Annotated in this window: 4 protein-coding genes; 2 read left to right on the top strand and 2 right to left on the bottom strand. The window is 64.9% G+C overall.

What is annotated here, in order from left to right; translation table 11 throughout:
- A partial coding sequence (locus EQG76_RS00600; RefSeq protein WP_159709658.1) for a sodium:proton antiporter occupies positions 1-1,148 on the top strand: 1,148 nt, incomplete at its 5' end.
- Positions 1,149-1,326: 178 nt separating this feature from the next.
- Here EQG76_RS00600 and EQG76_RS00595 read toward each other — a convergent pair.
- Both EQG76_RS00595 and EQG76_RS00590 read right to left on the bottom strand, forming a co-directional pair.
- Positions 1,327-1,539, bottom strand: coding sequence for a cold-shock protein (locus EQG76_RS00595; protein ID WP_159709656.1), 213 nt, complete (start codon positions 1,537-1,539; stop codon positions 1,327-1,329).
- Positions 1,540-1,789: 250 nt separating this feature from the next.
- Positions 1,790-3,244: a hypothetical protein gene (locus EQG76_RS00590; RefSeq protein WP_159709654.1), complete on the bottom strand. Its 1,455-nt coding sequence runs from the start codon at positions 3,242-3,244 to the stop codon at positions 1,790-1,792.
- 555 nt (positions 3,245-3,799) lie between these two features.
- Here EQG76_RS00590 and coxB point away from each other — a divergent pair.
- The gene (coxB, locus tag EQG76_RS00585; RefSeq protein ID WP_159709652.1) at positions 3,800-4,618 is read left to right on the top strand and encodes a cytochrome c oxidase subunit II; all 819 of its coding nucleotides are present in this window, start codon (positions 3,800-3,802) and stop codon (positions 4,616-4,618) included.
- Positions 4,619-4,746 lie beyond the last annotated feature (128 nt).

The raw sequence follows: 4,746 nt of genomic DNA, 5'->3' as shown, positions 1-4,746 counted from the left end.
GCAGCCTCTACGAGCTGGCCCATGTCGGCCTGCTGGAATACCTGCCCTTCATCCTCCTGCTCCTGGCCCTGTTCACCGTGGCAGGGGGCCTGCGGCTGGATGGCTATTTCGACGGGAGCCCGGCTTCCAACACCGCGTCGCTGGCCGTGGGCACGTTGCTGGCCAGCTTCACTGGCACGACCGGGGCAGCCATGCTGCTGGTCCGCCCCCTGATCCGGGCGAATGCCTGGCGGACTCGCCGGGTCCATACCATGGTGTTCTTCATCTTCCTCGTCGCGAACATCGGCGGCTCGCTGACACCCATGGGCGACCCGCCCTTGTTCCTAGGCTTCCTCAAGGGCGTCCCGTTCTTCTGGCCGACCGTGCACCTGTTCTTGCCGATGTTGCTGACCGCGGGCCTGCTGCTCGGCGGCTACTACCTCCTGGACCGGCGGCTCGCGATCGTCGACGGCGCGCCACCACCCAAGGGGCAGCGGGTCTTCGAAGGGAAGGCCAACCTGTTCCTGCTGGGCGCCATCGTGGCCGCCGTGCTGTTCAGCGGCATCTGGCAGGGGCCGGTCGTGGTCTCGTTCCTCGGCATCGAACTCGGGGCGCAGGCCCTCCTGCGCGACCTGGCGCTGGTCGCGATCACGCTCGCCTCGCTGGCGCTCACGCCGAAGAGCGCCAGGCTCGCCAACGAGTTCGGCTGGGGGCCGATCCTGGAGGTGGCCAAGCTGTTCGCCGCCATCTTCGTGACGATCGTGCCGGTGCTGGCCATGCTGAAGGCGGGTCTGGCCGGGCCGTTCGCCCCGCTGGTGCAGGCGGTAAGCGATCCCAGTGGGGCCCCCATCCCCGCCGCCTATTTCTGGGTGACCGGCATCCTCAGCTCGTTCCTGGACAACGCACCGACTTATCTGGTGTTCTTCAACCTGGCCGGCGGCGACCCGCTGGTCATGACCACCAGCCAGGTGGCCACGCTCACCGCGATCTCGGCGGGGGCCGTGTTCATGGGGGCGAACACCTATATCGGCAACGCGCCGAACTTCATGGTGCGCGCCATTGCCGACGAGATGGGCATCCGGATGCCCAGCTTCTTCGGCTATGTCGGCTGGTCGGCCGTGATCCTGCTGCCGGTGTTCGTGCTGCTGACCGTCCTGTTCTTCCTCTAGGCCAAGCAGCACCGGCCCCAGAAAACGCGAAAGCCCTGCAACCTTGTTCAGGCGCAGGGCCAACTCGATCCCATCGAGGGTCGGCGATCCGTCCTCTACCGGCGCCTCGCCGTGACCAGCGGCGGCCACCAAGGCCGCTGCCTGCCACTGCCGGGCGTGGCGCCGGCCGGACGGAAGACTACCCGACGATGCGCAGGTTCTCGGCCGAAAGCTTGCCGCTCCGACGATCCTGCACGAGTTCGTACTCGACCTTCTGGCCCTCGCGCAGGTCACCGATGCCGGAGCGCTGGACGGCGCTGATGTGAACGAACGCGTCATTGCCCCCTTCGTCCGGGGCGATGAAACCAAAGCCCTTGTCGGGGTTGAACCACTTGACGGTTCCGGTAGTCATAGAAGATCCATTCAAGACAGGCACGACTGGCCCGCGCGGGTGCGGACCATTGGCAGCCGACAAACGACACGTCCGCTGATGTTCATCAGCAGGTCAGGTCGTTTATTTGCCAAGAACAGAAATTGGCCATCTGCCGCCGATAAACAAGTGTGATAATTTTATCGGCAAGCTCTTGGCCCGCTTTGCTGGCGGCCAAGTGAAGGCGCTGGCGATCACGCACCGGTGCGCGCCGGCTCCCCGGTCCCGCGGATCAGCGCGGCCGGCCGACTACGATCAGGCTCTGCCCCCAGGTCACCAACTCGTCCCTGCCGTCGCTATCCACGTCGAACAGCACCGGAAAGGAGACCCAGCGGTCGTAGACGTTGCTCGTCTTCTTTTCCTTCACCTTGCTGCCCTTGAGGTTCCAGTACCAGTCCTTGGACAGGATCTTGGTGCCCTTGCCGTCGAACACCTCGCCGAAGATCGCCACCACCTCGTCGGTGCGGCGATTGCCGTCCAACTCGGCGTTCTGCATGGCCATCACCTCACGGTTCTTAATGGTGTGGACCAGCTTGCCCTTGCTGTTCAGGATGAAGGTGCTGGACTGCCCCTTGGTGCTGCGCTGCGCGATCATCACGCCCAGCGGCTTCGGCACCGGGTCGAACTGGGCGACCACCAGCTCCTGTGGGTTCTTCACCACCGAGGGCAGGCTCCAGAGTCGCTTGCAGTTGCCGACATCGAACGCGCCGCCGCCGGAACGGCCGATCGCCACCGCCTGCAGCTTGGAACCGCCCAGCTTGGCGATGCGGACCGCATCCACATGGTCGCTCTTGTTCCAGCCGGCGAGCGTGCAGCGGATCTTGCCGTTGAAGTCGATCGAGTACTTCCCCGCGAAGAAGTAATCCATGTACCCGTCGCCGTCCTGGTCGACGCCGGCAGTATGGTGCCCGGCATCGCAGGTATCGACGTGCCAGAGCTGCTTCAGCTTCGTGTCGAAGGCGACGACGCGGGTCCAGTTGTCCGGCCAGTTGCGCTTGCCGCACTTGGCGCCGCCGCCGGGCTGGCTGTGCGCCACCAGGATCACCGGCTTCTTGGTCGCCTCGGTGCGGTACACCGCGATCCGGCACAGGCTGCCGCCGGAGTTGCTCTGCCCGTTCAGGCTGGCGTGGCGGATCTCCTTCCCGCTGGCGCCGTCGCGGGCCACCAGCCGCCTGGTCGACCCGGACTGCCAGCAATGCAGCACGTCGTCCTTGCCGTCCCCGTCCAGGTCCAGGACCGCCGCGCCGTCACGATGGATGAAGCTGCTGGGGCCCACCTTGCGCGCGGCACTGTTGGTGACCTGCCAGAGCTTCTTGCCGCTCTGACCGTAGACGCGCATCACCTGGTGGCCGTTCCAGTGGACGAACTCGTAGACGCCGTTCCGGTCCATGTCGAGCGGCAGCAGGCTCGAATAGGTATTGTCTAGCGCTGCCCCGTCCAGCTCGATCTTGCGAAGGACATCGACCTTGAGCTTGCTCTTGCCCTTGGCGCTGCCGGTGGCGGCGGCGGTCGGGACGTATTCGAGCCCCCTTGACCCATTGCGCTGCATCAGCACACGCTCCTGCAGGCGCATCGATGTCCCGTCCGCCGTGACCGGCCGGGAGATGCCGACGCCGGCCGAGGCCACGATGGCTAGAATCAACGTGCCGCGCATGATCCGGCGCGCGGCGCTGTCAAATGAACCCATTGTGCTGCTTGCCCTGTTCCGGAACCACCACCGCACTTGCGGTAGCTTCCGGAAAAATTGCTAGCGCATCTCATGAGACATGCCAGCCATACTTTGAAGATAACCGACATTTAATCAGTTAGAATTGAACCGTCCGTCGGTTTTTCCATGATCTTTGTAGTAATTTTCCGGATATTCTCTCTCTGTGCGACTTCTGTGGTCTGGTTGTTTGAGCCTTGTCTTGGGCATGACAGTAGAGACCGGAGCCATACTTCGAATCTGCCGCCCGCCATCGATGGTACCGCAGGATGGCCGTGGTCACGTTGACAATGGCCTGCACAGATGCCACAAGAGAAGATGCTCATCCGGATCTCGATGAGGTTTGCTCAGGAGATCACATCGGCCCGTCCGGGACGGCCGCGCTAGTCGTTGGGGAGGTGCACTGCTTGGTCGACGGGCAGGCGGTATTTTCATGCCGGTGCTCTGGCCAGTTCCAGCCAGTAGATACTAGCGGGCCACCTGGGGGATTATCGGCGCGACCTTGACCTCAACCACTTTCAGGGGGCTCGATGTGCGATGCTGATCGCAGCCGTCCTGGTTCTGATCGTGCTGGGCTCGCTCCTGTTCCACTTCCTGAGCCCGTGGTGGTGGACGCCGATCGCTTCCAACTGGGGCTATATCGACACGACCCTGGTCGTGACGTTCTGGATCACCGGCGCGGTGTTCACCGCGGTCGTGCTGTTCGTCGCCTACTGCCTCCTGCGGTTCCGGCACCGGCCGGGTCACCGGGCCGCCTATGAGCCCGAGAACCGTCGGCTGGAGCTGGTACTGACGGTCGGCACCGCCGTGGGCGTGGCCGCCATGCTCGCCCCGGGCCTGGTGGTATGGGCACAGTTCGTCCAGGTGCCGGACGACGCGGCCGAGGTCGAGGTGGTCGGCCAGCAATGGCAGTGGAGCTACCGCCTGCCCGGGGAGGACGGCCGCCTCGGGCGGGCCGACACCAGGCTGATCACCCCGGAGAACCCGCTCGGAATCAGCCCGCACGACCCGAGCGGCCAGGACGACGTGATCGTCGAGGCGGCCAACCTCCATCTGCCGGTCGGCAAGCCAGTCAAGGTCCTGCTGCGCTCGGTGGACGTGCTGCACGATTTCTACGTGCCGGAGTTCCGCGCCAAGATGGACATGATCCCAGGGGCGGTCACCTATTTCTGGTTCACCCCGACCCAGACCGGCACCTTCGAGATCCTCTGCGCCGAACTCTGCGGCGTCGGCCATTCCTTCATGCGCGGCTTCGTCGTGGTCGACACCGAGCAGGACTATCAGGCCTGGCTCGGACAGCAGACCAGCTTCGCTTCGCTCGCCGCGGGTTCTGCGCGCGCGGACGCCGCGCCATGACCCGCCAGATCCGCCAGTTCCGCCAGCGGGGAGCAGATTGATGGCCACCACGATCCATGGCCCGGTGGATACGGTGCCGCCGGCCGAAACGGCGGACGTCGAGCTCTACCATCCGCATAGCTGGATCA

It is taken from the genome of Geminicoccus flavidas (genome assembly GCF_009806515.1).
GTDB classification, from domain to species: domain Bacteria; phylum Pseudomonadota; class Alphaproteobacteria; order Geminicoccales; family Geminicoccaceae; genus Geminicoccus; species Geminicoccus flavidus.
The sequence above is the reverse complement of the archived record's forward strand: the minus strand, read 5'-3'. Positions and strand labels throughout refer to the sequence as shown.

Excerpts from the sequence above, each read along its gene's own strand:
- coxB (WP_159709652.1), top strand. The coding sequence starts at position 3,800 with ATGCTGATCGCAGCCGTCCTGGTTCTGATCGTGCTGGGCTCGCTCCTG.
- EQG76_RS00595 (WP_159709656.1), bottom strand. The coding sequence starts at position 1,539 with ATGACTACCGGAACCGTCAAGTGGTTCAACCCCGACAAGGGCTTTGGT.
- EQG76_RS00590 (WP_159709654.1), bottom strand. The coding sequence starts at position 3,244 with ATGGGTTCATTTGACAGCGCCGCGCGCCGGATCATGCGCGGCACGTTG.